25 protein-coding genes are annotated in these 25658 nt (G+C 57.8%); 10 read left to right on the forward strand and 15 right to left on the reverse strand.

Features of this window, described 5'->3' with window-relative positions; translation table 11 throughout:
- Positions 1 to 46 precede the first annotated feature (46 nt).
- A complete protein-coding gene (locus PbB2_RS11760; RefSeq protein WP_108985515.1) occupies positions 47 to 817 on the forward strand; it encodes an SDR family NAD(P)-dependent oxidoreductase in 771 nt (256 codons plus the stop codon).
- Positions 818 to 826: 9 nt separating this feature from the next.
- Positions 827 to 2506 (forward strand): M28 family peptidase, encoded by a 1680-nt coding sequence (locus PbB2_RS11765; RefSeq protein WP_108985516.1) that lies wholly within the window; start codon positions 827 to 829, stop codon positions 2504 to 2506.
- A 5-nt stretch (positions 2507 to 2511) separates the two neighbouring features.
- Here the strand turns inward: PbB2_RS11765 and PbB2_RS11770 are convergent, their stop codons facing one another.
- Positions 2512 to 3033 carry a lysozyme inhibitor LprI family protein gene (locus tag PbB2_RS11770; RefSeq protein ID WP_108985517.1) on the reverse strand — a complete coding sequence of 174 codons (522 nt, stop codon included), beginning with the start codon at positions 3031 to 3033 and terminating at the stop codon, positions 2512 to 2514.
- A 146-nt stretch (positions 3034 to 3179) separates the two neighbouring features.
- Between PbB2_RS11770 and PbB2_RS11775 the strand changes: the two genes are divergently transcribed.
- Positions 3180 to 3971: a SapC family protein gene (locus PbB2_RS11775; RefSeq protein WP_108985518.1), complete on the forward strand. Its 792-nt coding sequence runs from the start codon at positions 3180 to 3182 to the stop codon at positions 3969 to 3971.
- A gap of 83 nt (positions 3972 to 4054) precedes the next feature.
- On the opposite strand, the gene PbB2_RS11780 is transcribed toward PbB2_RS11775, so the two are convergent.
- On the reverse strand, positions 4055 to 4846 hold the full coding sequence (locus PbB2_RS11780; RefSeq protein WP_108985519.1) for a hypothetical protein: 792 nt from the start codon (positions 4844 to 4846) through the stop codon (positions 4055 to 4057).
- Positions 4847 to 5087: 241 nt separating this feature from the next.
- Between PbB2_RS11780 and PbB2_RS11785 the strand changes: the two genes are divergently transcribed.
- From PbB2_RS11785 to PbB2_RS11795, 3 genes are read left to right on the forward strand one after another with little or no spacing between them, the layout of a single operon-like run.
- Entirely contained in the window at positions 5088 to 5273 is a 186-nt protein-coding gene (locus tag PbB2_RS11785; RefSeq protein WP_108985520.1) for a (2Fe-2S)-binding protein, read from the forward strand.
- Between the two features lie 58 nt (positions 5274 to 5331).
- Positions 5332 to 5811, forward strand: a complete 480-nt coding sequence (gene bfr, locus PbB2_RS11790) for a bacterioferritin (protein WP_108985521.1) — start codon at positions 5332 to 5334, stop codon at positions 5809 to 5811.
- A 6-nt stretch (positions 5812 to 5817) separates the two neighbouring features.
- On the forward strand, positions 5818 to 6291 hold the full coding sequence (locus PbB2_RS11795; RefSeq protein WP_108985522.1) for an NUDIX hydrolase: 474 nt from the start codon (positions 5818 to 5820) through the stop codon (positions 6289 to 6291).
- Here the strand turns inward: PbB2_RS11795 and PbB2_RS11800 are convergent.
- From PbB2_RS11800 to PbB2_RS11860, 13 genes are all read right to left on the reverse strand, one after another.
- Entirely contained in the window at positions 6288 to 7220 is a 933-nt protein-coding gene (locus PbB2_RS11800) for a 2-hydroxyacid dehydrogenase (protein WP_108985523.1), read from the reverse strand. The genes PbB2_RS11795 and PbB2_RS11800 overlap by 4 nt on opposite strands.
- 1064 nt (positions 7221 to 8284) lie before the next feature.
- A complete protein-coding gene (locus tag PbB2_RS11805) occupies positions 8285 to 8956 on the reverse strand; it encodes an MBL fold metallo-hydrolase (RefSeq protein WP_108985524.1) in 672 nt (223 codons plus the stop codon).
- An 11-nt stretch (positions 8957 to 8967) separates the two neighbouring features.
- Positions 8968 to 10368: a UDP-N-acetylmuramate--L-alanine ligase gene (murC, locus tag PbB2_RS11810; RefSeq protein ID WP_108985525.1), complete on the reverse strand. Its 1401-nt coding sequence runs from the start codon at positions 10366 to 10368 to the stop codon at positions 8968 to 8970.
- 68 nt (positions 10369 to 10436) lie between these two features.
- Positions 10437 to 11534 carry a UDP-N-acetylglucosamine--N-acetylmuramyl-(pentapeptide) pyrophosphoryl-undecaprenol N-acetylglucosamine transferase gene (locus PbB2_RS11815; protein ID WP_108985526.1) on the reverse strand — a complete coding sequence of 366 codons (1098 nt, stop codon included), beginning with the start codon at positions 11532 to 11534 and terminating at the stop codon, positions 10437 to 10439.
- 110 nt (positions 11535 to 11644) lie between these two features.
- Positions 11645 to 12814 (reverse strand): FtsW/RodA/SpoVE family cell cycle protein, encoded by a 1170-nt coding sequence (locus PbB2_RS11820; protein WP_108985527.1) that lies wholly within the window; start codon positions 12812 to 12814, stop codon positions 11645 to 11647.
- A gap of 27 nt (positions 12815 to 12841) precedes the next feature.
- On the reverse strand, positions 12842 to 14281 hold the full coding sequence (murD, locus tag PbB2_RS11825) for a UDP-N-acetylmuramoyl-L-alanine--D-glutamate ligase (RefSeq protein WP_108985528.1): 1440 nt from the start codon (positions 14279 to 14281) through the stop codon (positions 12842 to 12844).
- A 21-nt stretch (positions 14282 to 14302) separates the two neighbouring features.
- Positions 14303 to 15388 carry a phospho-N-acetylmuramoyl-pentapeptide-transferase gene (gene mraY, locus PbB2_RS11830; protein ID WP_108985529.1) on the reverse strand — a complete coding sequence of 362 codons (1086 nt, stop codon included), beginning with the start codon at positions 15386 to 15388 and terminating at the stop codon, positions 14303 to 14305.
- The gene (locus PbB2_RS11835; protein WP_238164993.1) at positions 15388 to 16791 is read right to left on the reverse strand and encodes a UDP-N-acetylmuramoyl-tripeptide--D-alanyl-D-alanine ligase; all 1404 of its coding nucleotides are present in this window, start codon (positions 16789 to 16791) and stop codon (positions 15388 to 15390) included. The genes mraY and PbB2_RS11835 overlap by 1 nt, the downstream gene beginning before the upstream one ends.
- Entirely contained in the window at positions 16784 to 18235 is a 1452-nt protein-coding gene (locus PbB2_RS11840; RefSeq protein WP_108985531.1) for a UDP-N-acetylmuramoyl-L-alanyl-D-glutamate--2,6-diaminopimelate ligase, read from the reverse strand. Before PbB2_RS11840 ends, PbB2_RS11835 begins: the two co-directional genes overlap by 8 nt.
- On the reverse strand, positions 18232 to 19974 hold the full coding sequence (locus PbB2_RS11845; protein ID WP_108985532.1) for a peptidoglycan D,D-transpeptidase FtsI family protein: 1743 nt from the start codon (positions 19972 to 19974) through the stop codon (positions 18232 to 18234). The genes PbB2_RS11840 and PbB2_RS11845 overlap by 4 nt, the downstream gene beginning before the upstream one ends.
- A complete protein-coding gene (ftsL, locus tag PbB2_RS11850; RefSeq protein WP_108985533.1) occupies positions 19971 to 20393 on the reverse strand; it encodes a cell division protein FtsL in 423 nt (140 codons plus the stop codon). Before ftsL ends, PbB2_RS11845 begins: the two co-directional genes overlap by 4 nt.
- Entirely contained in the window at positions 20390 to 21367 is a 978-nt protein-coding gene (rsmH, locus tag PbB2_RS11855) for a 16S rRNA (cytosine(1402)-N(4))-methyltransferase RsmH (RefSeq protein WP_108985534.1), read from the reverse strand. The genes ftsL and rsmH overlap by 4 nt, the downstream gene beginning before the upstream one ends.
- Positions 21364 to 21846, reverse strand: coding sequence for a division/cell wall cluster transcriptional repressor MraZ (locus PbB2_RS11860; RefSeq protein ID WP_108985535.1), 483 nt, complete (start codon positions 21844 to 21846; stop codon positions 21364 to 21366). The genes rsmH and PbB2_RS11860 overlap by 4 nt, the downstream gene beginning before the upstream one ends.
- Before the next feature lie 259 nt (positions 21847 to 22105).
- Between PbB2_RS11860 and PbB2_RS11865 the strand changes: the two genes are divergently transcribed.
- From PbB2_RS11865 to argC, 4 genes are all read left to right on the forward strand, one after another.
- A complete protein-coding gene (locus PbB2_RS11865; protein WP_108985536.1) occupies positions 22106 to 23386 on the forward strand; it encodes a pilus assembly protein TadG-related protein in 1281 nt (426 codons plus the stop codon).
- 174 nt (positions 23387 to 23560) lie between these two features.
- Complete coding sequence (gene rplM / locus PbB2_RS11870) at positions 23561 to 24028, forward strand: 50S ribosomal protein L13 (RefSeq protein ID WP_108985537.1); 468 nt, start codon at positions 23561 to 23563, stop codon at positions 24026 to 24028.
- The gene (gene rpsI, locus PbB2_RS11875) at positions 24028 to 24510 is read left to right on the forward strand and encodes a 30S ribosomal protein S9 (RefSeq protein ID WP_108985538.1); all 483 of its coding nucleotides are present in this window, start codon (positions 24028 to 24030) and stop codon (positions 24508 to 24510) included. The genes rplM and rpsI overlap by 1 nt, the downstream gene beginning before the upstream one ends.
- A gap of 86 nt (positions 24511 to 24596) precedes the next feature.
- Entirely contained in the window at positions 24597 to 25646 is a 1050-nt protein-coding gene (gene argC, locus PbB2_RS11880) for an N-acetyl-gamma-glutamyl-phosphate reductase (RefSeq protein ID WP_108985539.1), read from the forward strand.
- Positions 25647 to 25658: the final 12 nt, after the last annotated feature.

The raw sequence follows: 25658 nt of genomic DNA on the forward strand, positions 1-25658 counted from the left end.
AGACAATGCCGGCCGTTCTCAATAAACAAACCTCAGGGGGAAAATCATGACCAGCCTTTTTGATCTCAGCGGCAAGACCGCGATTGTCACCGGTTCCTCACGTGGCATCGGCAAGGCCATTGTGGAACAAATGGCCGATCATGGTGCCAATGTCGTGGTATCCTCGCGCAAGGCGGGCCCCTGTGAAGAGGTTGCCAATGCCATCAATGCCAAGCATGGCGACGGCCGGGCGCTGGCAGTTCCTGCCAACATCTCCTCGAAAGAAGATTTACAGCGTTTGGTCGATGCCACAAACGAACGCTATGGCCAGATTGACATTGTGGTCTGCAATGCCGCCTCCAATCCCTATTATGGCCCGATGGCAGGCATTGCCGATGATGTGTTCGCCAAAATCCTGCAGAATAACATCATCTCAAACCATTGGCTGATCTCGATGGTCGCCCCGCAAATGGTGGCGCGCAAGGCAGGCAATATCACCATCATTTCGTCAATCGGCGGCTTGAAGGCCACCAATATTATCGGTGCCTACAACATCTCTAAGGCTGCCGATATGCAATTGGCGCGCAATTTGGCGCTGGAATATGGCCCTGATGGGGTGACGGTCAATTGCATCGCGCCGGGCCTGATCAAGACCGATTTTGCCCGCGCATTGTGGGAAGATCCTGCCACATTGAAACAAGCAACCACCCATTCTTGCCTCAAGCGCATCGGCCAGCCTGATGAAATTGCCGGTATGGCGGTATTCCTGGCCTCCCGTGCCGGGGCGTTTACCACCGGCCAGACCTTTGTGATCGATGGTGGTGCAACCGCAGTCTGAGGGCAGATCATGACACGCATTCTGGCAGGTACAGCCTTGGTTCTGGCGCTCGGCTTTGCCGGGCTCACCGCATCTTTTGCCCAGACAGCTGGCTCGACGGCGTCGACACAAGCCAGTTACCCGCCCATCGATGACGGGCGCCTGCGCGCCCATATCAAGACTTTGTCAGATGATTTCTTCGAAGGGCGCAGCCCCGGCACGCGCGGCGATGACATGGCGACAACCTATGTCGCCGGCGCGATGGCCGCGCTGGGTCTTGAACCTGCAGGCGACAAGGGGACTTGGTTCCAGAACTTCCAGCTCAACCGCTTTTCCACCGCCGCACGCGGTACATTCAGCGTCGAGGATGAGATCTGGCAGCAGGGCAAGGATGTGATGATGATCAGCCGTCGCGCTGACGGCAGTTCCTATAATCTCACCGATGCGCCCTTGGTGTTTGCAGGCTATGGCGTGCGCGCGCCAGAAAAGAATTGGGATGATTATGCCGGGGTCGATTGGCATGGCAAGATCGCTATTGTCCTGATCAATGATCCTGACTTTGAGGCAGCTCCAGGAGAGCCGGTAGCAGGCCAGTTCGGCGGCAAGGCCATGCAATGGTATGGCCGCTGGGTCTATAAATATGAGGCTGCCGCCAAAGCCGGGGCAGCCGGTGTCCTGATTGTGCATGAAGATGCCCCCGCAGCCTATGGCTGGGGCGTGGTGCGCAATTCCAACGGCACACGGTTTGACTTTGTGCGGCCTGATGCCGGGGCCTCGCTTGTTGCGATCGAAGGTTGGATGCAGCGCGATGTTGCAGTGGAATTGTTCCGCAAATCCGGGCTCGACTTTGACGTCTTGAAAAAGGCTGCGCGTACACCTGGCTTCAAACCAGTGGCCCTGAACCAGACTGCGACCATTGACATCAGTGTCAGCCGGGAGACCATCGCAACGCGCAATGTGGTTGGCGTGCTCAAAGGTGCCAGTCGGCCTGACGAGACTGTGTTGATCGGTGCCCATCACGACCATTTGGGCATACGTGAGCCGATTAATGGTGATGCGATCTATAATGGGGCGATGGACAATGCGTCGGGCATGGCAGGTGTTTTGGAGATTGCGCGCACCATTGCCAATGGCCCAAGACCTGCCCGTTCCATCGTGTTTGCCTCGTGGGCAGCAGAGGAACAGGGGCTGCTCGGATCAGACTATTACGTCAACAACCCCAGCTTTCCGCTTGAAAAGACTGCCGCAGCCTTTACCCTCGATATGCTGGCCCATCGCGGTGCGACCACTGAGATGGAGTTTCCAGGTGCTGGTAAAACCAGTCTCGATGCCAGCATGAAGGCCATTCTGGCCGCGCAGGGACGCAGCTTTACCCCCGACCGCAATCCTCAATTCGGCCTGTTCTACCGTTCTGATCATTTCCCCTTTGCCCGCGCCGGGGTGCCTGCCATGTTCCCGACCAGCGGCACCACTTTGGTGAAGGGCGGGGTTGCAGCTGGCGAAGCTGCAACCAAGGAATGGTTCGATAAGCGCTATCATAAGCCACAGGATGAATATGATCCGGCCTTTGACTTTGCTGGGGCTTTAATGGATCTGACGGCAACGCGTAGCTTGATGCTGGAAATCGCCAATTCCAGGACTTGGCCCCAATGGACCAAGGGCGATGAGTTTGAAGCCTTGCGGAAAGCCAGCGATACAGCCCGGCGTTAGAGCGTCTAGTTCTCGTTGAAGGATTTCAACCAGCTGGCCCGGTCGGCTGTATGCTCCACCATACAAAAGGCATACAATGGCCCTCGGATGGTCCCTTCCTTATTGGCTTCATAAATGGCGGCACAATCGGCGTCGCGCAGACTGATCCATGCCTTTTGCGCAGCACGTAATTTAACTTTCAGATCGGGCGGCGAAGCGGCGATCAACGTGCGATAGCGCTCATTCAGAATAATGTCCCAGCCCTTATGGCTCATCATGGCGCATTCGGTGATGGATAAAGTGGTATCGGGCTGGTCATGGGCGGCTTGGCAGGCGTCATAAATCATCGCGCTGCAATCTTTTTCAGCCTGAGTTGAGGCAAGACAGGCACGAAACTTGGTCATTACTGCAGGGGGAATTGTCGGCTCTTGCGCGCGCGCAGGCCCGACAAGTGCCATCAGACCCGCGCAAGCCAGCGCTGCTACCACCCCTGTTAAGACCGATTGATGCGGGAATGAGGAGGTATGGGGGAACCTAACCTGGGTCATGAAACCTCCGACAGAACCGACGAACAGTTAAGCCGACAGGCTGCCCTGCAAATCCGATCAGGTCAAGAAATCCCCCAATTGCAGAGCAAACTTGGCCTTTGGTCGAGAAACCGCTAGAAGCCCGCGACTTAACGGAGTTTCTCACCATGTCAGACGCCCAAACCGGTGCGCCAGCCCTTAGCGGCAGCGTCCTTTTGTACAAAAATCCAGAGCCCCTGTCTCTGGAAGCCCACAATAAATTGGGCCTGAAGAATATCGAGCGCCCCTTCGGCTTTGTGGAGACAACCCATGTGGTGCCTCTGACGGTGCAAGAGTTTGGCATGGCGGCAACGTCGCTGCCGATCATTTTCGCGCCAGACCGCAAGACGCCTTTGGCGGTTTTGTCGGCCCGTTCGGGCGAAAACCTTTTTGTTGACCAGACTGGCAATTGGGAGCTCGACGGCTATATTCCAGCCTTCATTCGGCGCTATCCATTTGTGTTTGCCGCCGACCAAGGTGGCGACAATTTCGTGGTGTGCATCGACACCCAAGCCGAGATGATTGGCGAAAACCCCGATCTGCCATTGTTCGAAAATGGCCAGCCCACCGCCTACACAAATAATGCAATGGAATTCCTACAGGACTTCGAGCGCCAGCGCCGCGCCACAGAAGAGTTCATGCAGGTCATCAATTCCATGGACATTTTGGAAGAAAAAAGCGTGACCTTCACGCCGACCAATGCGGACGGGTCGCAGGGCGAGCAAGTAAAGGTTGCCGATTATGTCGGCGTATCAGAAGAAAAGCTGAATGCATTGCCGGCAGCGAAATTGCTGGAATTGAAGCAAAAGGGCTGCTTGGGTGCGATCTATGCTCATTTGGTCTCGCTGTTGCATTGGCAGAAGTTGATCCAGCGCACGCTGCGCAATGCGCCAGCCGATGGCAGCATTGCCAACGCCTAACCCGGCGTGACACGTATCAAACAAAAAAGGCGGCCCGAGTTGGCCGCCTTTTCTTTTAGGGTGACGAGGAAAGCCAGCCCTATTTAGCTCTTTCCGTCTTGTTGTTGTGGCTCTGCGTTCAAGAAGTCACGTGCGGCTTTCGTTCCCTTGTCGATCGCTGTATCGGCCGCATCTTGAACAGACTGGTCGATCCCATTCAATCCGGTGATGGGGCCGCACTGGCTGTGATAATCGGTGATCTGCCCAATAACCATCGCTGGTCCAATGTCTTTGAATTCTTCGTCGTTGAGGATTTTCAGCAACTTTGTTCGCTCCCGCGTGCGAATTGCCATGACCGACCGATACAGCAATTCAGGAGCGCGCTTACCAAGAACTGTCTCGTACAGTTTTTCCTCTGACCCCGACAGGAGTGAGGCCAGCGCTGACAGCCGATTAGCATCGCGAACTGGCGTGGTTACCCCGGCAGCTGTGCTGAAGGCCAGACTGGCGACCCGCAAACCGCCACGCGTAAACTGGGTCTTCGTCAGGAAACTAGCCATATAGGCTTCGCAAATCTCGTCTGACCGCATGATCATCGACATGGCAGTCGCGCGAGCGATGCGGATATCGCGATTGGTTGCCTCACTTTTTTTCGCCAAAAAGATCAGGACGGCATCATTGGGTGCGTTAGTTGGAAGGGTAAGGCTTTCAGGGCTGCCATTAAGCATTTGCTGGGCCTCAGGACTGAGAGTCAATGCTGTAACATAGTCATTTGGCCGACTTTCAGGGCTCCATTTGTTTTTTCGAGCACTATTTTCTCGTTCTGCACCCACCGCAATATTTGGAACGACCAGCCCCAGACAGAATAAGAGTCCCAGGAATTTCTTGAGTGTCATTGTTACCCCTCCCAATCATAGGTTTTTTAGTTAACCTGCATTAATAATGAGCCATGGTCAATTAGCTATTTAGTGTTGAGGATTTTGGCCATTCCACCTTGGGCAGCCTACCCAAACGAGAAAGGCCCCCAACGTCACGCACCGATGCAAGCAGGAAAATAAAATTGCGAAGCACTTGCAACTAGACCCTCATCATGCTAACTAAGAATGACTCTCACAAGCAAGAGATCGGCGACCGCGCATGTATGTCTGCAATTGCAATGGAATTCGCGAGCGTGTGGTCCACGAGGCTATTGCCGATGGCGCACGTGTACCGGCTGAAATCTTCCAGCGCCAAGGCTGTCGGGCCCAATGTGGACGGTGTGTTCCCGACATGCAGGACATGATCGATCAGCAAAATAAGGTGTTCAGACTGGCCGCCGAATAAGCGCTGCTTGTCGAATCCCCCTACCCGCCTATACTCAAGAACAAATAAGGAGCCTCCCATGCAAGCTGCAGAGGGCGTGATCGCGCGTCTGAACACCATCCTGACCAACGAATTGACAGCCATCAACCAGTATTTCCTGCATGCGCGCATGTATAAAAATTGGGGCCTGACCAAGCTGGGGGACATCACCTACAAGGAATCCATCGGCGAGATGAAGCACGCCGATTATCTGATTGAGCGCATCCTCATGCTCGACGGCCTGCCCAATATGCAGGATATGCATAAATTGAAATTGGGCGAAAACGTCCCTGAATGCTTGGCGGCAGACCTTGCGGTGGAATATCGCGGCCAAGGTCAAATGAAAGACGCGATCGAGCATTTTGAGAAGATGCGCGACTATGTCTCACGCGATATTGTGGCTAAAATCCTCGAAGACACCGAAGAGCACATCGACTTTCTCGAAACCCAATTGCAGCTGATCGACAAGCTGGGCCTGCAAAATTACCTGCAGACCGCCATGGGTCCGATTGAAGGCTAAAGCAAGATGACCGCGGCCAACAGCCCAATCCGGCAGGTTGGCCGCGTCCTCATTCTCAATCATGCCGGAGAGGTGTTTCTGCTGCGCGGGCGGGATCCCGCTGAAGCCGATCGGCCTGCCTTCTGGTTCACCCCCGGCGGTAAAATCGATCCGGGCGAAACCGCACAAGAAGCTGCGGCGCGCGAATTGTGGGAAGAAGTCGGCCTCAAAGTCTCACCGGCTGACCTGGGCGAGGTGGTTGGACATGAAGATGTGTCCTATCACTTCAATGGTATCGCCTATCGCCAGCAAGGTGTGTTCTTTGCCCTCTGGCGGAGTGATGTCGCGCTCAATCCTGCCGGTCTCAACGAGATGGAAGCTGACACCATCGATATAGCGCGTTGGTGGAGCCTTCATGACGTTCGCACAACGCAAGAGACGATCTATCCAGTCCATCTTGCCGACATGCTGGTCGCCCTGACAGAGCCTAAAGCGGACTAAATCACCCGATTTTCAAGCTGTTGACCTTGATAAAGGCGCATAAGATTGCCAAGCGCGGCACGTACTGCTTCTTGCACGCTTTCGCGGGTGCGTCCGGCGACATGGGGTGTCAGCACCACATTGGGCAGATCGGCCCAGAGCTTCGGGTTGGTCGGTTCATTTTCGAACACATCCAGGCCCGCGCCCAAAATCTTCCGCTCGCGCAGGGCCTTCAGAAGGGCCGCTTCATCGACCACACCGCCGCGCGCCACATTGATCAGCACCCCTTCTGATCCCAAAGCGGCCAAAACCTCGCCCGACACAATTCCGCGCGTGGCCTCTGTCAGCGGGCAGGCCAGCATCAGAATATCGGACTGGCGGGCCAATTCCAAAACTGTCTCGACCCGCGGCCAAATGATGTCAGGCTTAGGGTTGGGTCCAGACCAGATCACATTCAGCCCAAAGGCTTCGGCACGTACACCTATCGCTTTGCCGATGGCCCCCATGCCAAGAATGCCCAAAGTCCGCCCGCGCAAACGATAGCGTGGCGCATGGGTTAAGGCGTCCGCCCACTCTCCCCGGCGGACCAAGCCGTCAAGCTCGATGATGTTGCGCTCACCGGCAATCAACAAGCCTAAGGCCAAGTCAGCAACATCATCCGTATTGATCCCCGGTGAATTGCAGACCGAGATACCAAATGCCTCGGCCGCTTTGAGGTCGACGCCATCCACGCCAACCCCTGCGGCGATTACCGCCTCCAGCTTAGGGAATAGGCCAAACAGTGCGGGGTCCGTCCGCTTGCCGCCAATACAGGCAATGGCGCGCACCGCTTGGCCGGGGCCTTGGGCGAATGTGGCCACATCGTCAATTTCCCACAGCCGGGCACAGGGCGCGATCTGTTCCATAAGCGACTGGGCGAGGGCGAGTTCGGGGTGAATAATCAGGATCATGGCAGGCCTTGTGCGCGGCTTGGCAGTGCGATGCAAGGGGGGCCCGTTGCGGCAACGGTACTAAGTGGAAAAGCAAAATCCACACCAGCGTATCATCCCGGACGGCGAAGCCGAGCCGGGACCTTGTGGTGCACATGCGCATGGAGGTCCCCGCTCTGCGCTACGCTTCGGCGGGGATGACGCCCCATTGTCCTCCCCCGTTTATGGGGGAGGTGGCAGCGAAGCTAACGGAGGGGGCGTCAGCGTGGCCGACCTTCCACAACGCCCCCCCTCCACCCTGCTACGCAGGGTCCCCCTCCCCCGCACGCGGGGGAGGAGAGCAACTCCCACAACGCTGTCATCCCAGACGGCGAAGCCGAGCCGGGACCTTGTGGCGCACATGCGTAAGGAGGTCCCCGCTCTTCGCTTCGCTCCGGCGGGGATGACGTCCCAATGTCCTCCCCCGCAAGCGGGGGAGGTGGCAGCGAAGCTGACGGAGGGGGCGTTAGCGTGGCTGAGCTTCCACAACACCCCCTCCACCCTGCTGCGCAGGGTCCCCCTCCCCCGCACGCGGGGGAGGAGAGCAACACATCCACAACAGCGTGTCATGCCGGACGGCGAAGCCGAGCCGGGATCTCATTGCGCACATTCACGAGGGGGTCCCCGCTCTGCGCTAACGCTCCGGCGGGGATGATATTGTTTTGGATTTCTTTTTATCTGGACGCGCTTTGGTGATCCCTCTGGTCCACCAAACCGCACCCGAAATTGTTTCTGCGACATCGGGGTAGTCAAGTGTCCGTTTTCTTCGAAAACGGATCGCTTGCGACGCAGCAAAGCTGCGCACTTGACGACCCAGATGTCGCGGACATGCTTGAAGATCCATTTTGGTGAAACAGGGTTTCCACCAAAATGGGTCCAGACAGAAAAAGCCTTGAACGATGCCATCCCCGATTGCGTCAGCCGAGTCGCCAACCTAGGCCTAGTGCCGGAGGGTCCCGCAAGGTCCCCGCTCTGCGCTAACGCTTCGGCGGCCATGACATCGTGGGGATGGGGATCTTTTTTTATCCCGAAGCGTTTCGATACCCCTATGCCCTACCCAATGCCAGATCGCTTACATAGGGATTGGTCTTACGCTCCCAGCCGAAATTGCTGATCTCGCCATGGCCGGGCACGAAATGGACATCATCGCCAAAGGGCCAGAGTTTGCCAGTGATGGAGGCAACCAGATCGTCGAAATTGCCTCTTGGGAAATCGGTGCGCCCGATCGAACCCTTGAACAACAGGTCACCGACAAAGGCGATTTTGGCATCCTTATTGATGATGGCAACATGGCCCGGTGTGTGACCGGGGCAGTGGACGACGTCAAACTGATGCCCCGCGAGCTCTAGCGTGTCGCCGTCCTTCAGATAGCGGGTCGGCACGCAGTTTTCATAACCTGAGGTCTGACCATATTTGGCCCATTGGGCGACAATATCATCCAACAGCCATTGATCATCCTCGTGCGGGCCAATGATGTCGACGCCAAGTGTGCGCGACAATTCCTGCGCCCCACCAGCATGGTCCAAATGACCGTGGGTGAGCCAAATGGCCACCACCTTCACCCCCAAATGCTGCACCGCCCCCAACAGGCGCGGCACCTCACCACCGGGATCGACAAAGACTGCCTCCTTGGTCGCCTGCGACCACAATAGGGTGGTGTTCTGCTGAAACGGCGTGACGGGAATGATGGAGACTTGCAGGTCAGAAGGATTTGGCATGGTGGTTGTCCCTACAACTTCGCCTGCAGCCCATTCGCCCAAGCGGTGATGTCGCCCGCGCCGAGGCAGACGAATATATCGCCGGAAGTGCACTCAGCCTTCAGGAGCGCGGGAAGATCGTCAGGCGAGGCCAGTTTCAAGGCGCGCTTATGGCCATGATCGCGGGTGGCGCGCACCAAGGCATCGGCGTCCACGCCCTCAATCGGGGCCTCGCCAGCTGTATAGACATCAGCAATGGCGACCACATCGGCATCATTGAAGCAGCGGGCGAAATCATCGAACAAAGCCTGTAAGCGGGTAAAGCGATGCGGCTGGACGACTGCAACCACTTTGCCGGACGTGACTTGACGGGCGGCCTTCAGCACGGCGGCAATCTCAACCGGATGGTGGCCGTAATCATCAATGATGCGCACACCCTGCCACTCGCCCACTTTGGTAAAGCGGCGCTTGACGCCTTCAAACTGCATCAGGCCTTTGGCAATCTGGGCATCACTTGCGCCCAGTTCGCGCGCCACGCTGATCGCAGCCAAGGCATTGGTGACATTGTGTAGACCGGGCATCGGCAGGTGCAGGCCATCAATTTGATGCGCCGGGCTGCCACGCTTGGCCGCAAAGGCAACCGAGAAGCGCGAGCCATCTGGATCAGCCTCCAGGTTTAAAGCCCGCACATCGGCTTGCGGGTTAAAGCCATAGGTCACCACGCGCCGATCGGTGGCACGCGCGACCAGCCCCTGCACGCCTGGATGGTCGATACACATCACGGCAAAACCATAGAAAGGCACAGACGCCACAAAGGTCTCAAACGCTGCCTCCATCGCCTCGGCTGTGCCATAAAAGTCCAGATGCTCAGGATCCATATTGGTGACGATGGCAATGGTGGGGCGCAATTTGGTGAAGGTTCCGTCGCTTTCATCGGCCTCCACCACCATCCAATCGCCAGAGCCAACCCGCGCATTGGTGCCATAGGCATTAATAATCCCGCCGTTAATCACAGTGGGGTCTTTGTCGGCCGCATCAAGAAGGGTTGCGACCATAGAGGTGGTCGTTGTCTTGCCATGGGTACCGCCCACCGCAATGGTCCAGCCCAGACGCATGAGTTCAGCGAGCATCTCAGCGCGGCGTACCACGGGGATGCCGAGATCGCGGGCGGCCACAACTTCCACATTATCGGGCTTGACGGCGGAGGAGATCAACACAATCCCCGCTTCGGCCACATGCGCCCCTTCATGGCCGACAAAGACTTGAATGCCTGCCTTGCGCAGGCGGTCGAGATTGGCGCTATCCTTGGCGTCCGAGCCCTGAACCTTATGGCCCCAATGGGCTAGCACTTCGGCAATCCCACTCATCCCAATCCCGCCGATCCCGACAATATGGATCGCGCCGATATCAAGGGGGATGGAATTGGTGCGCATGGGGACTGCCTTATGAAGGGTGAGGGTCGCAGACTTGGATCAAATGAGAAGGCTTAGCAAGCCGTGGTTCACAGGGCATCCTGTGGCGCTTGTTGCATGGCCGCGAAGACCAGATCGGCCAAAGCGTCTGCCGCATCGGGCTTACCAACAGAGCGGGCTGCGCGCGCCCGCTTTTGTAGCTCGTCAGGTGCCGTGAGGCGATTTTCCAACAGATGGACCAAGGCATCGACAGTAAAGTCACTCTCGGCCAGTACATCAGCGGCCCCAACGCTGGCCAGTGCCTTGGCATTGAAAGTCTGGTGATCATTGGTGGCACCGGGCAGTGGGACCAAAATGGCGGGCCGACCGACGACAGCTGTTTCTGAGACAGTCGAGGCCCCTGCCCGTCCAATTACCAAATGGCATTTGGCCAATCTGTCGGCCATGTCTTTGAAGAAGGGCCAAACCTCGCATTGCACACCGGCCTCCCGATAGGTGTCGCGGGCAAAGTCACATTGTTCCTCGCGCACTTGGTGGGACACAAACAAACGGGCGCGCAAATGCTCAGGTAGGGCGGCAATCGCTTGGGGAACAATGGTGCCAAGCACACGTGCCCCCTGGCTACCCCCCGTGATCAGAAGGCGCAGATTGCCACTCGACAAATCCGGATAACCTTCAAGCCGGGCATCCACGATGGCTTGCCGCACGGGATTGCCCACCACAGCATGCTTGTCTGGATGCTCCAACCCATCCAATTGGGCAAAGCCCGATGCAATCGAGATGGCCTTGCCCTGAAACAGCCGGTTGACCCGACCCAGAACAGCATTTTGTTCATGCACAATGACGGGGGTTTTGCCGCTGGAGAACAAGACCGGAAAGGTTGGATAGCCGCCAAAGCCGACAATGGCGGACGGCGCGTGGCTCTTGATGAAAGGACCCACCAGATTGAGGCTTTTCATCACGGCAAAGCCGGCATCAATCTTGCCCTTAAGGCCGCCTTCATCAGCATTGGTCACCGGCAAGATCAGGACTTCTTCTGCCGGGAAGCCTTCGGTGTAACGCTTGCCACGCGGATCGGTCACCAAAGCAACCCGGCCACCGCGGGCGACAATCGCGTCAGCAAAGGCGCGGGCCGGGAACATGTGGCCACCTGTGCCACCAGCAGCAATAAGGACAAGAGGACCCATGATGCGGTTAAATCCTGATCTAACAAACAGGGCCGTGTTTTAGGCGAGCTTGGTTGCAGATTGAAGCGGCTCACACGGTGGTTTGCTGCACTTACCCGACAAAATCGGACCTACCAGCCCACCCACCCTTGCGCTTTGCCATTGCGCAAGTCCTGCCCGGGCCGCTTACGGGTCAGGGCCAGTGCAAGCCCAATCGTCACCGCTGACCCCAGAATGGACGAACCCCCATAGGAAATGAAAGGCAAGGTCATGCCCTTGGCCGGCATCAAATTGAGATTAACGGCCAGATTGATTGCGGCTTGATAGCCGATCAAGGCAAACAGACCTGTGGCGGCCAATTGGGTGAAATTGTCGCTTTGGCGGTTGGCGATCATCAGGCCGCGCACAACCAGCGCGCAGAACAAAACCACCAGACCGACACTGGCCAGAAGGCCAAATTCCTCAGCGGCAACTGAATAGATAAAGTCTGTATGGGCATCGGGCAAAAAGTGCTTGATCTCGCCTTCGCCGGGGCCACGGCCCAAAAAGTCGCCTGCCGCAATGGCATCAAGTGCTCGGTCTGTCTGATAGGTTTCCCCTGCTTCTGGGTTGAGGAAGCCAGTAATCCGCTTTTGCACATGTTCAAAGGCAAAGAATAGGATGCTGCCTCCGACAATAGCAGCCCCACCAAAAGCGGCTATCCAGACCCACGACATGCCAGAAATCATAAAAACGGTTAGGAAGGCGATGGTCAAAAGCCCTGTTTGGCCAATGTCGGGCTGGGCGATCAACATGGCAACGGGAATGAGATACATGGCCATCCCGATGCGGGCGGCTGGGAAGCTCGGAGATTCCATACGTTTTGAAAACAGCCAAGCCGCGAGCACGATTAATGCGGGCTTGAGTAATTCTGACGGCTGGAACGAAAAGCCACCAATCCGCAGCCAGCGTTGCGCCCCTTTGGCTTCATGTCCAAACATGAAAATATAAGCCATTAAGACCAGCGCCATCAGGTAAAAGATTGCCGCGGCCCGGCGTGCCCCAGTCGGGCTCAAAAAGCTCAATGCGACGACCACGCAGGCCCCGACGACCACAAACATCGCTTGGCGCAGGACAAAGAAATACTCATTGCTGAAACCAAGGCGGCCGGTCGCAGCGCCCGACGACGCAAAGCTAAACACAAGCCCCAAGGTCATCAAAAGCCCGGCCAAGATCACGATGGGCCGATCAATGGTGCGCCACCAGTCTGCCACAAAGGTCAGGTCTGGGCGGGACATGCGGGTCGGGGCAAGCATCGCCATGGGGGGCTCCGGCTGAAACGATCTCGGTCAGGCCGTTTCGACGGCGGACTCAATGTCTGCCGATAGGCCATGATCACAGTTAACGAGTTCTTTCACGCATGCGGTAAAATGCCGTCCGCGGGCCTCAAAGTCAGGAAATTGATCAAAGCTGGCACAGGCTGGCGACAGAACGATGATTTCTTCGCTCTCAGTCTGGCGGGCATCTTCATAGGCTTTGGCGGTGGCCATCTTGATGGTGCCGCACACGTCATAGGCAACATGGCCATCAAGCGTCTGGGCAAAAGCCTCGGCGGCTTCACCAACCAAATAGGCTTTGGTAACGCGGTCAAAGAAAGGTGCAAGGCTGTCAATTCCGCCAGTCTTGGCCTGCCCGCCGACGATCCAGCGCAGCTTGGGGAATGCTTGCAGGGCCTGGGCTGCGGCGTCGGCATTGGTCGCTTTGGAATCGTTGAAGAAGCGGATTGGCCCAATCGCGCCCACCTCTTGCAAGCGGTGCTCTAGCCCCGGGAAACTGATCAGCGCCTTGGTAATGGCATGGGGACTTAAGCCCAAGGCGCGGGCTGCAGCATAGGCTGCGGCAGCATTTTGCGCATTGTGTGCGCCTGGTAGCGCATGGGCGTGGGCGAGGTCGACCACCATCTGACTGCGTCCATCCAGATTGTCCCACAGCATGGTACCCAGCGCGCATACACCTTTGCCCAAGGCTTGAACCGCCGATATGGGGACAACCACACGCCCACCCCCGGCGTTCATGCGGGTGCAGAGCGCCATGCCCCAATCATCATCGACCCCGACAATAGCCCAATCCGTAGAGGTCTGATTGTTAAAAATCCGACGCTTGGCCGCGGCATAACGCTCCATCGTGCCATGGCGCTCTAAATGATCAGGAGTCAGATTGAGGTGAACAGCAGCCTTCACCCGTAAGCTGTCGACCAAATCAAGCTGGTAAGAGGACAGTTCCAACACATAAATGGCGTCAGGTCGTGGTGGGTCCAACGCCAAAACGCCGGTGCCGATATTGCCGCCCATTCGCACGTCCTTGCCGCACGAAGACAGGATATGGGCGATGAGGGCCGTGGTGGTGGACTTGCCATTGGTGCCGGTGATGGCAACCACCAGCGGCCTTTGGTCTTCGGGGATGGCGTTAAGTTCACGGGCGAATAATTCCACATCCCCGATCACTGGCACACCCGCAGCTTCCGCTTTCGCGACACTCCAGTGCTGCTTGGGCCCATAAAGCGGGACTCCCGGGCTCATGACCAAAGCGGCCAGCTCCGAAAAATCGCAATCCCGCAAGTCAATGGGGGTAAGGCCCGCGGCCACAGAAGCTGCGCGACCAGCCTCCCCATCATCCCACGCCAAAATAGTCGCCCCGCCGGCTTTCAGCGCCAGAGCGGCTGCGATCCCTGTGCGTGCCAAACCAAAAACAGCAACTTTCCGGCCTTTGAATGTGGTGACAGGGAACATCGGCTTACCTTCTTTCTAAAGTCAGCGCAGTTTCAATGTGGTCAAACCGATTAGCGCCAGCACGGTTGCAATGATCCAGAAACGGATCACCACGGTCGGCTCGCTCCAGCCCAGTTTTTCAAAATGATGGTGGATCGGGGCCATACGGAACACCCGCTTGCCGGTCAGCTTGAAGCTGGTCACTTGCACGATGACAGAGACCAGTTCGAGTACGAACAACCCGCCGACAATGGCCAACACAAACTCATGCTTGGTGGCAACGGCGGTGATCCCCAACAGGCCACCCAAGGCAAGCGAACCTGTGTCGCCCATGAAGATCTGGGCCGGTGGCGCGTTCCACCACAAAAAGCCCAAACCAGCCCCCAGCACAGCACCGAGGATAATGGCGATTTCGCCAACCCCTTGGACGAAATGAAGCTGGAGATAATTGGCAAAGACGAAATTGCCAACCAGATAGACGATCAGACCAAATGTGGCTGAGGCAATCATCACCGGCATAATGGCCAGACCATCAAGTCCATCGGTCATGTTCACGGCATTACCAAAGCCCACCACCACAATCATGCCGAAAATGAGGGTGAACCATCCCAGATTGAGCAACAAATCCTTGAAGAATGGAAAGGCGATGGATGTGCCAAATCCAGGTGGGGCATTATCACCTGCATTCTGCAACTGGGCGATGAAATAGACCGCGATGAAAGCAATGACGAATTCCCCGGCCAACCTCAGGAGAGAGGAAACCCCGTCGGTCTTTTGCTTGGCGACCTTAGCATAATCATCCAGGAAGCCGATAAACCCATAGCCCGCTGTCACGCCCAGCACGATCCAAACATAGGGGTTCTTGAGATCGGCCCACAGCAGCGCACCGACAAAGATCGACAATAGGATCATCGCCCCACCCATGGTGGGGGTGCCAGCCTTCTTAAAATGGGTTTCTGGGCCTTCGGTCCGGATGGGTTGGCCCTTGCCTTGGCGGACACGCAGCCAGCCAATCATCGGCTTGCCAAAAACGAACAAGATCAGGGCAGCGGTGACCACTGCGCCAGCCGTTCTGAAGGTCAGATAGGTGAAGATATTGAAATGGGGATGCAGCAATTCGTAGAGCATCAACGATCTCCTGGCTGGACATCCAAGGCCTGCAGGGCGCGTACCACCTCAGCCATTCTGGAGCCGTTGGAACCTTTGACCATAACCACATCGCCCTCGCGGACGGCGTCGGCCAAAATGGGGGCAAGTGCGGCTGCCGTCTCGGCATAAGCACCGCGCTGGGATGCGGGTAACGCATCCCACAAATGCTTCATGCGTGGTCCGGCGCAATAGACCAGATCAATCGAGGCGGCGGCGATCGGCTCTGCCAGCCCGGCATGATAGATGTTCTCATGCACGCCCAGTTCCAGCATATCACCCAAGGCGGCGATCCGGCGCAGACCTGGCCTGCCAGCCAAGGTGGTAATGGCCTCGGCCATCGAGGCTGGATTGGCGTTATAGGCCTCATCCACCAGCACGAAGAAGCCCCCGGCAGCAAGACTGATCGGGCGGGAAACGCCACGTCCGTCAATCGCGCCAAACTCTGACAACGCATGCGCCGCGGCTTGGCCATCACCACCGGCTAGGACGGCCAATGTCAGGGCACACAAGCCATTATGAACCCAATGGGCACCAGGTTCGCGAATAAACCAGCTTAATCGTTGACCCATCACATCGGCAGTGACTTTGCGGCCACTGGCCAATTCCTCAATGCTGACAATGTGGGCGTCAAACCCAGCATGCATGCCGAAGGTCAAGAGCGTGACCCCATCACGGTCGCGCGCGCGCGCAGCCAGGCGCACCGCATGGGTGTTTTCCCCGGGGATCAAGGCCGTGCCCCCCGGATCAAGGCCCAAGAAGATTTCTGCCTTGGCGTCAGCAATACCGGTCTCATCGGCAAAATGCTCAATATGGACGGGGGCAACCATCGTGATGGCGGCAATATGGGGACGCACCTGCGGCGACAAGCGCGCAATCTCCCCGCCATGGTTCATGCCAATCTCAAACACGCCAAACCGGGCGTCGGCGGGCATGCGTGCCAAAGTCAGGGGTACACCCCAATGATTATTGTAGGATTTGACTGAACGATGGGTCTTGGCAGTCGCCGATAAGGCTGCTGCCGTCATTTCCTTCACCGTCGTCTTGCCGACAGAACCCGTAATGGCCACACGTGTCGCCAGCACATTGCGGCGGCGGGCCTGGGTGGCGAGATTTTCCAACCCGACAAGAGTGTCCGGCACAATGAGCAGGGGTGCACCCTCCGGGGCGCAATTAGGGTCGCTGACCAGCGCCGCCCCAGCCCCGGCAGCCAGTGCATTGGCCACAAAAGCATGACCATCGCGCTCAGCCTTAAGGGCCACGAACAGATCGCCTTGTTCCACAGCGCGACTGTCAATTGAAATCCCATTGACGGCCCATTGGCCTTGAACCTTGCCCATGACGGCAAGGCCTGCGGCTGAAGATGTCCACAAGGGCTCAGTCAAGGCTACCTCCCCGTGCCAGCAAGGCGGCGGCTGCCGATTCCTGATCAGAGAACGGCAGAACTTGACCCATCACCAATTGACCAGTCTCGTGGCCTTTGCCAGCGATCAGCAAACAATCCCCCTTCGACAACAGGCCAACGGCATGGGCAATGGCCTCCCCCCGATCACCAATCTCACGCGCATTGGGGCAACCGGCCAGCACGTCGCGGCGGATTTGGGCGGCATCTTCGGTGCGTGGATTATCGTCGGTCACAATCACCACATCGGCATATTTGGCTGCGAGTGCCCCCATTTGCGGGCGCTTGCCCTTGTCACGGTCGCCGCCGCAACCAAACACCAACACAACCCGGCCCGGAGCATGGGGGCGGGCAGCGCGCAACAGCACATCAAGACCATCAGGGGTATGGGCGTAATCGACAAACACATGGGCACCATCTTCGGTGCTGCCGATGTGTTCCATCCGGCCTTTGACGGTTTTCAATCCAGCAAGCCCGGCAAAGACTTTGGCGGGATCCTCGCCCAATGATAGCGCAAAGCCAGCAGCCATCACCGCATTCAGAGCCTGGAACTCACCAATCAGCGGGATCTCCACCGGATAGGTCTTGCCCGCAAAGCGCAAATCCACCCGCTGGCTCGCAGGCTTGGGCCATAATTCCTCAATCTTGAGGAAATCACCCCGCCAGCCGACCAGTTTCAGATCAAGACCCCGATCCTTGGCAGCTTGCTCAAAGGCCGGTGCCTCGGCCGCATCGGCATTCACGATGGCAGGCTGGCCAGTGGCCAGAAGATCATTGAACAGTCGCAGCTTGGCCCGGCGATATTCTTCCATTGTGCCATGATAATCGAGATGATCTTGGGTCAGATTGGAAAAGCCAGCCGCGGCCAAACGCACGCCATGCATGCGGCGCTGGTCCAGCGCATGGGATGAACTTTCCATGGCCACATGTGTGATGCCCTCATCGGCAAGGTTCTGCAGCGTGGCGTGCAGGGAGATCGGGTCAGGCGTGGTGAAACCCAGATCAATCCGTCCCTTTGGTCCGATGGCCCCCAAGGTGCCGACACTGGCAGCCGATCGGCCAGCTTGGGCCCAGATCTGGCGCAGAAAATCGACTGTTGAGCTTTTGCCATTGGTGCCGGTAATGGCAACCACACAATCAGGCTGGCGGGGGTAAAACCGCGATGCTGCTCGCGACAAGGCAGCCCGTGCATGAGGGACTTCGATGACGGGTACGCCACAAGGTGGCAAGCCCGGCTCTGCCAGCACCGCCACAGCGCCTGCGGCCACCGCTTGATCAACATAGGCGCGGCCATCGCTTTGCGACCCGGTTAAGGCTGCAAACAAATCCCCCGGCTTGGTCTTGCGACTGTCTGAAGACAGACCGGAGATGGAAAGATTGGCATCAGGATGTCCAGACCCAAGGTCAAGGAGATCGGCGAGTTTCATGGCTCCCCCTGCGCCGCTTTCTGCGACGGACGTGATGATGGTGAAGACGCGCCCGGATCAGCGCGCCCGGTTGGCGCGTCCATCTGCGCTAACGTGCGCGTTGGTGCAATCCCCAGAAGCGGCGCGGAACGGGAAATGATGCGCGAGACCGAAGGAGCGGCGGCATAAGCGGCGGTGGCAACGCCACCGGACTGGGCGTAGCCCTTGGGCTCATCCAGCAAGAACACAACCACATAGCGGGGATCGCGCGCGGGAAATACGCCTGCAAAACTCGACACGCGCCGATTGGAATCATAGCCATTTGGCCCCGCCTTTTCAGCGGTACCAGTCTTACCCGCCACCTCATAGCCTTCCGCATCGGCATTCTTGCCGGTGCCATTGGTGACAACATCGCGCATCAGCTTGACCAGCGTGGTGGAGGTGGCTGGACTAATCACATTTCGGCTTGCCACCGGGACTGTGGGGTCGCGGGCAATAAAGGTTGGGCGAATATAATGGCCGCCATTGGACACCGCCGCATAAGCCCCCGCCACTGCCATCGGCGAGACGGCAATTCCGTGGCCGAACGACGCGGTCGCCGCCGTAATCTCGCTCCAACGCTTTGGCAGAATGGGCCGGGCATTCTCAAGCAATTCACCGCCGGCAGCCTCCATCAAGCCGAGGCGAGAGAAGAACTCGCGAACCCGCGGGGCTCCCACTGATCGGGCGATGCGGACCGTGCCGATATTGGAAGAATGAGCAAGGATCTCGGAAACCGAGACGATCTTGTTCATGGCGTGGAAATCAGAAATCAATTCCCGACCAATGCGCATGGGCGCGCGGGCATCAAAAACCGACTCCGGCGTGATCACCCGATCTTCAAGACCAATCGCCACGGTAAAGACCTTAAAGGTCGAACCCATTTCAAACCGCGAATTGGTCACCCGATTATTCTGTTGATTGGGTGTATTGGCCTCTGGCCGATTGGGATCCATGAAGGGCCAGGACGCCGAGGCAATCACTTCCCCGGTTTTGGCATCCAGCATGATCGCGGCCCCACCCTCGGCCCGGAACGCCGTAGCCGCTTGGGCGAGTTCGGTCTCGACCAGATATTGCACGCGCATGTCTAGCGACAGACGCACGGGCTCGGTCCCCGCTCCGGTGGTCAACCGGTCATTCAAAGCCCGCTCAATCCCATTGATACCAGACCCATCGGGATGCATGGAACCGATCACATGTCCAGCCAAATGGCCGAGCGGATAGATGCGTTCAGCCTCTTCAATGAACTCAAGACCAGGCTGAGCCAATTCCCAAACAGCCTGCTTTTGCTTCGGTGTCAGGCGGCGCTTGATCCAGACAAAGCGAGAGCGGCTCGACAATTTCTCAATCAGGCTGGCTTCGTCCATTTCTGGAAAGACAGTCCGCAGCGCCTTGGCCGTTTCAACGGGATCCCAGATCCGCTTGGGGTCAGCATAGAGCGAATGCGCCACCAGCGAGGTAGCCAGCAACTGGCCATTGCGGTCGACAAGGTCGGCGCGCTTAGATGGCGGGGCTGCAGCGGCGCGCGCAGCGGTCGCGGCCTCATCAACTGGACGGAACAAGCCAATTTGGATGGCGCGCAAACTTAACAGACCAAAGCCTGCAATGAAGGCCACGGCAAGGGCAATGGTGCGGCCCTTCATTGTGCCAACCCCGCCTTGATCCCGCGGGGTGGGTCGGGGCCATTCAACTGTGGCTTCAGGCTGGCGCAGATCCGTCATCGACCCACCGCAACAGTGGCCGACGAGGCGGGCTTGGCATCTGGTTGGGCGGTCGTGCCCTTTTGTGGCGGCAAATGAACAGCAGAATTTGCTGGAACAGCAGATTGCGGCGTGCTGGCGGGTGTCGCGGCGGCCCGCAAAGGCGCGGCCTCATCCAGAAGCGTCAGATCACCCATGCGGGTGGCGGCAACAGGTTGCATCCCCATTTTGCCGGCGGCGGCCTCCAAGCGATCAGGCCGCTCCACCCATGCCAATTCTGCCTCCAATGTGCGGACGGCACGGCGTTCTGCATCCACGTCATTCTGCAACACCAGCACATGTTCACGAACAGCCTGAGCCTCTGCCTTGGCCCAATACAGAATGAAGGCCAGCGCCACGAGACCGAGAAAGCCGAACAAATGGGTGCGTGTCAGCGTCATGCAGCCCTCCGAATCTGGTCGAGGGTCGGCACCCCGCGCAGGCCGCTGATTGGGCGTGGGCGCGCAGGGGCGCAGGTACGGATCGCAGCGCGCAATTTGGCAGACCGTGCACGCGGATTTGCTGCAATCTCGGCGTCACTGGCCACCACAGGCTTGCGGGTGATCAAATCGAAGCTGGCAGCAGGACCTGTCAGCGTGGGTGTGTGGCGCGATCCACTGGCCGCTTTGCTGCGCTCAGCCAAAAAGGTCTTGACCGCGCGATCCTCAAGGGAATGGAAACTCACCACGACCAGCCGCCCGCCTGCCGGCAAAATCGCCTCGGCGGCAACCAATGCCTTTTCAAGCTCACCAATTTCATCATTGACGTAAATGCGCAGCGCTTGGAACACGCGGGTGGCTGGATGAATGCCGTCGTGATGTTTGCGACCAATGACCCGGGCCACCACACCCGCCAGTTCCGAGGTCCGCAGATAGGGCTTGTCAACACGGTCAGTGACAATGGCCCGTGCGATCCGGCGTGCCTCCCGCTCTTCACCATAATGATGGAACAAAGCGGACAATTCGGCCTCGCTCAACTGGGCAATCACATCTGCAGCACTGGGACCATCCTTGCCCATTCGCATGTCCAATGGCCCATCCTGCATGAATGAGAAACCACGCTCCGCCTGATCAATTTGGAAAGATGAGACACCAATGTCGAGCACCACGGCATCGATAGGATGGTCGATCTCATCGAGCCGGGAGAACTGGGTCTCAACCATGGTGAACCGGCTGGGCATTTCCTGCGCCAACAAATGCCCGCGCGCCACCGCATCTGGATCGCGGTCAAGACCAATAACCCGGCACGGGGCTGCGGCCAGAATTGCGCGGCTATATCCGCCCCCGCCGAACGTGCCATCGACAATCACCTGATCCGCTTGCGGGGCCAAGGCTTCGAGGACTTCAGGCAACATCACTGGTACATGCCCACTCATCCCGCACCCCCCTCGCGCACTTTGCGACGGGCCATGGCGAAGATGCGGGCTTTGGTTGGGGCGGTTCGGTCGCGCGCCGCGTGCGCCATCGAGGCAGCTATCTCAGGCGTTGCGATGCGGAAATAAGGACCAAGGCCGATAAAACTGACACGATCACCCAATGTAGCGTGGGCGACAAAAGCCTCCGGCAAGACAATACGCCCCGCCCCATCGAGCGCCAGTTTGCGGGAGCCACCCAGAATAGCCAAAGTTGCAGCCTCTGCTGCTTCGGGGTCATCCTGGGCCAAATCCTCAGCAGACTGCGACAATGCCGCAATGAAATCATCGTCTGCTGCTTCTAACCAGCCGCCATCGCCTGGCCAGACGCGGATATGGTCGGCCCCATCGCGTCCCGACCTTAAGCTGGAGCGGAAATCAGCAGGCAGTGTGACCCGCCGCTTCTCATCCAACCCCGCATCATAAGTCGAGACAAATCGCATGCCGCCCCCAAAGCAGTAAGCGGATGGGATAACATGGGATTTAGCCCCATTCAATGGGAGAGAATGGATTCAGTTGCTGAAAACGCTGCGGCTTGGTGTGAAGATGTTTACACTCGTCACCGGCAGTCGACAGGCACGATCAAGATTGGAATTGTTGTTGGCGCAGCCAAACCGATAAATTGAGGCAGGCTGAATTAATTTTTCTACAATTGAGGCCTTGTATTATCCTGTTTTGTTTTTGACTGGATTGTCAGGATAAATGTCATTGTTTGCGTTATTTGATATTTTATCCGCGCCGCAGGTGCGAAAGCGGCAAATCCGGACAGAGGCGCGTGGCAATCTCAGCCTGTTGACTGCACTACTGGTAACACCCAGCGCTATCGCCATCGTTATCGCCATTGAGATGGTGTCTGTTTCTCAGGAACGGACATTGATGCAAGCTGCGGCAGATGCGGCAGCCTTGGCCGGGGCGCGGGATTTGATGGTAGCCGGATCAAGTCAGCGCAGCGCCACCAGTTTTGCTGAAAGGTTTGCCATCGGCCAGGTCGGCGACTACAGCCGCCGGGCGCGCGTTCGCTTTCAGGCTCGTGTCGACAAAGAGGGTGAGTTTAGTATTGATGGTGAGGCCATCCGCCCCTCATTTTTCGGCGATTTGGTTCCCCCAGGGGGCTTTCACATCCGGGTGCGGGCGGTGGCCGAAAATCTTGTACGTCAGCCCCTCTGCATTCTAGGTCAGAATGTTGATACATCCTCGAATGCCATCTCTGGAAATGGCACAAGCAGTGTCGTGGCGCGGGGGTGCGTTGTTCACGCAAACGGCGACATCGTCATGACCAACAATGCTCGCATACAAGCGGGCACTGTGCGGACCAGTGGTGCCATTCGTGGCGGCAGCACCGACCCTGTGGCCAACATTGGCGCATTGCGGATAACCGATCCCTTCCAAGACCGAACTATCTCGCCTCCAAAACCGTGCAACAAAGTCCCGGACGGCGGCACGGATGTGTGGCGGACCGGGACATTGACGCTGAGACCCGGCATGCACAAAACCCAATTTGTCATGCGCGGTGACTCGGTGATGAAGTTATTGCCGGGTGACCATTATTTCTGCTCCAGCAGTTTCATCACCGAACGATCGCGGCTCGAGAGCCAAGATGCCGTGATGCTGTTCGTCGACGGCGGATTGACGGTGCGCGACACCGCCACTGTATCTTTGCGCGGGCGTCAATCCGGCAATTGGGCGGGTTTTGTCATCGTCACAAGCGATACCAATGCTGCCGGCATTAGCTTCTTGTCACGCAATGTCGATGAACTCTTGGGCACCATTTATATGCCCAATTCCCACCTTCTGGTGGATGCGCCCGGCAATGTTGGAGAAGCGTCGCAATGGAGTGTTATTGTGGCTAACCGGCTGATCACCAGCAATGCAGCGCAATTGGTGATCAACTCACAGTATCAAGGTTCACCCGTGCCCGTCCCAGTCGGGGTTGGCAATAATGTGGGCGGTGCCAACGCTATTCCTTTGCGGTTGCGGGAATAAGTCAGGCCCAAATGACACCCAATCACATTGCGGTATTATGATACCATATCCTTAACAGTCTGATTTTACGCCAATTTCAGTAGTCCTGTTGACAGCTTGTATCGACTTGCCTAGAAGCGCGGCTCTCAAGTGGCCGCCCCTCCCGGGCGGTCTTGTTCATTTGGAACCTACTCCATGAAGACCTTCAGTGCCAAGACGCACGAAGCTGACCGCAAATGGATCGTGGTCGATGCCGAAGGGGCCGTGGTCGGCCGCCTTGCAAGCTTCATCGCCATGCGTTTGCGCGGTAAGCACCGTCCTGATTTCACTCCCAATGCCGATGTTGGTGACCATGTCGTCGTCATCAACGCCGACAAAGTCGTGTTCACCGGCAACAAGCTGCGTGACAAGGTTTATTACCATCACACCGGCTATGCCGGCGGCATCAAGGAAGCCACGGCAGCCCGCATTCTGGGCGGTCGCTTCCCAGAGCGCGTGCTGGAAAAGGCCGTGCTGCGCATGTTGCCCAAGGAAAGCCCGCTGGCGCGTGCCCAATTCGGCAAGCTGCGCGTCTATGCCGGTGCAGAACACCCACATGAGGCCCAGTCCCCCGAAGTGGTGGATTTCAAGGGTCGTAACCGCAAAAACGTCGGGGCCGCATAATGGAAGAAGTAGCAAAGAGCTTCGAAGATCTCGCTGCCATGGGTGGCGGTGAAGCCGTGGTGGAAGTGGTTGTCCGCGAGCCTGAGATCGACTCGCTGGGCCGCGCCTATTCGACCGGCAAGCGCAAAAGCGCCATCGCCCGCGTGTGGGTGAAGCGTGGTACCGGCAAGATCACGATCAATGGCAAGGACCAAGGCGCTTATTTCGCCCGTCCCGTGCTGCGCATGGTGATCAACCAGCCCATGCAGGTGACCGACCGTGCAACTGAGTTCGACGTGATCGCCACGGTGAAGGGCGGCGGTCTGTCAGGCCAAGCTGGTGCTGTGCGTCATGGCATCGCAACCGCCTTGACCCGCTTTGAACCCGGCCTGCGCCCAGTTCTGAAGCCATTTGGCTATCTGACCCGCGACAGCCGCGTGGTGGAACGCAAGAAGTATGGCCGCGCGAAAGCACGCCGCAGCTTCCAGTTCTCCAAGCGCTAAGACCTACGCGACAGACACTCTCATGTTTCGAGCGGGCGGCCTTAGCGGGCCGCCCGTTTTCGTTTTGGACTTTGAAGGCAAATCCCATGACCACCCAGACCCTAAATGCTGCCATCCTTGGTGCCTCTGGCTATACTGGTGCCGAGACGATCCGCCTTTTGGCCCACCACGGCCATGTGCGCGTCGGACCGATTACGGCCAATGCCCAAGCTGGGCGGAGCTTGGGCGATTTGTTCCCGCATTTGCACCCATTTGCCGATCGCACATTGATTAAGGCTGAGGATGTCAATTGGGACGGGGTCGATGTGGCCTTCGGCTGCTTGCCTCATGGCGCGAGTGAAGAATTGCTGGGCGAATTACCGCCCCATGTCACCGTCATTGACCTCTCAGCCGATTTCCGTTTTCGCGACCCAGAGCTTTATGCCCAAGTCTATGCCCGCAGCCATGCCCATCCGGACAAGACCCGCACAGCGGTCTATGGCCTAACCGAACTTGCCCGCCCTGCCCTTCAAGCCAAGCCGCCCGTCATTGCTTGTCCGGGTTGCTATCCCACGGCGACCTTGTTGGCGATCCAACCACTTGTTGAAGCCAAGCTGGTTCAAACAGAGGATATTATTGTCGACGCCAAGTCAGGCGTGTCTGGTGCCGGGCGCGGATTGAAGGAAGCCAATCTGTTTTGTGAGACAGCAGAAGGGCTACATGCCTATAGTGTCGGCAATCATCGCCACGCGCCAGAAATTGAGCAGCAATTGTCCCAAGCCAGCGGGGCCAAAGTCTGGGTTAACTTCACCCCGCATCTGGTACCTATGGCGCGCGGGGAATTAGTCACCTGCCATCTAAAGCTGGCCGAAGGTGCCAGCGTTGAGGATGTGCGGGAAGCTCTGGCCCAGAGATATCAGGACGAAAGCTTTGTGAAACTGGCTCCTAAGGGGGCCTCTCCTGACACACGCTGGGTGCGAGGGTCCAATCTGTGCATTTTGGCCGTCTTCCCAGACCGCATTCCCGGACGGGTGATTGTGGTTGGCGTGATCGATAATCTGGTCAAAGGCTCAGGGGGACAGGCGATCCAAAACATGAATGTGGCCTTTGGTCTGCCTGAATCAGCAGGATTGACGATGGAGCCCCTGTTTCCGTAAAGGTAGCCGGGG

Origin of the sequence: Candidatus Phycosocius bacilliformis (assembly GCF_003112735.1) — a bacterium.
Classification (GTDB): domain Bacteria; phylum Pseudomonadota; class Alphaproteobacteria; order Caulobacterales; family Aquidulcibacteraceae; genus Aquidulcibacter; species Aquidulcibacter bacilliformis.